The sequence below is a fragment of the Bacillus sp. F9_6S_D1_P_5 genome (assembly GCF_054823925.1).
Genome location: NZ_JBTREW010000053.1, coordinates 1 through 1,700 on the forward strand (window position 1 = coordinate 1; position 1,700 = coordinate 1,700).

Sequence of the window (1,700 nt, forward strand, 5' to 3'; positions counted from 1 at the left end):
TAAGCTCTCTAGCGCCGATGGTAGTTGGGACCTTGTCCCTGTGAGAGTAGGACGTCGCCAAGCAAAAACCTAAGTCGATTCGACTTAGGTTTTTTGTGTTTATTTTTATATACGAAATGTCATAATCCATACATTTAGTAATTTTAAAGAGGGAAGAGAATGAAATAGAGATAGTTTCAAATGAATGTTGGACGATAATTGGGTAAAGAGGTATAAAGTAATACGTTTGAATATTAGCTGAAGGTAAGGATTACCTTTTATATGAATTGAGTTGTAGCATGACTAAAAATATTTTACTTTTTATATGAAAGCGGTATGTGGAAAATAGCTATTCATTTGTTTTTTACATACCGTTTTTCCATTTTCAAAGGATTTCATATAAGAAAAAACCTATAATTAAGATAGTTAACATATATTTTTTGATGGGTGTGGGGGATTATGAAAGAAATATGCATGTTATTAGTAGCTGTTATATTATGGGGGACAGCCATTGCGCCAACAAAGTGGGCATTAGAATATATTCAGCCGTTTACTTTGTTGTTTATTCGCCTTTTCTTCGCTGGTGGAATCTGTTTACTATTTGCATTTAAAGAATTAAAAAGATCGGTTGTACATAAACAAATACCATGGAAAAGGATGAGTTTACTATCTTTTACAGGTGTAGCTGGTTACTTTATGTTCACATCCTACGGTATTTCTTTAACAAGTGGATTGCATGTTAGTATTATTGATGCTGCTTTACCTTTAGTTACAATTCTTTTTTCAGCGTTCTTTTTGAAAGAAAAAATTCAGTTTAATTATTGGGTCGGTATTGTACTCGGGGCTGTTGGAGTACTTCTTATTACAATCCCATCTAGCAATGGAGATCAAAAGGTATCTTTAATAGGAGATACTCTTATTTTATTAAGTACCTTCTTATTTGCTTTCTATACAGTATTGCTGAAAAGGCCAAAACAAGAACAGTATCTATCAAACAATGTTTTTACAACATTAACTTTAATTATTGGAGCTGTTATTCTATTACCATTTGCAATGGCAGAAACTTTTTATTACGGTTTTCCGAAGATTGAAACATGGAATAATGCTGGACTAAGTGTAATATATCTTGTTATTGGGGCAACAATTTTAGCGTATTGGTTTTGGAATAGAGCATTAGAGACAGTCTCGGCATCAGTAAGTGGATTATATTTAAATGCATTACCGTTAATAAGTATTGCTGCTTCAATTGTTCTGTTAAATGAATCTTTAACCTGGAGAGTAGTAATAGGTGGCAGCTTAGTTTTATTTGGGGTGATATGGGCGGATAAACGTAAATTAATTGATTTATTTATCTCAGGCGATCGAAATGTTAAAGAGAATAAGGAATGCTAAAGTTTATAAGAGTATGTATATAATGTTTAATGGAAAGGACGCTTTGTATGTAATAGGATGTCCTTTTCATTATTTTCATTGAATGAGAGAAATTAAATAACTGAAACTCATATAGAAAATACCTTTGGAATTTTTTTATTATTAATTGAATAAAAGGTGTTGACGATTAGACCATAGAGGTGTAATATAGAACAAGTCGCCGATGCAATAACGCAGAGCGCGGCAAACGAAATAAAAAACTTAGTTGACATTAACTAACGAAGATGTTAACATAAGGAAGTCGCAAATGAGCGACTAAGTAGTTCTTTGAAAACTGAACGAAACAAACA

Annotated in this window: 1 protein-coding gene; it reads left to right on the forward strand. The window is 32.4% G+C overall.

Going from position 1 to position 1,700, the window contains the following annotated elements:
* Nucleotides 1–438: 438 nt before the first annotated feature.
* The gene (locus ACUXEY_RS28060) at nt 439–1,371 is read left to right on the forward strand and encodes a DMT family transporter (protein WP_461302075.1); all 933 of its coding nucleotides are present in this window, start codon (nt 439–441) and stop codon (nt 1,369–1,371) included.
* Nucleotides 1,372–1,700: the final 329 nt, after the last annotated feature.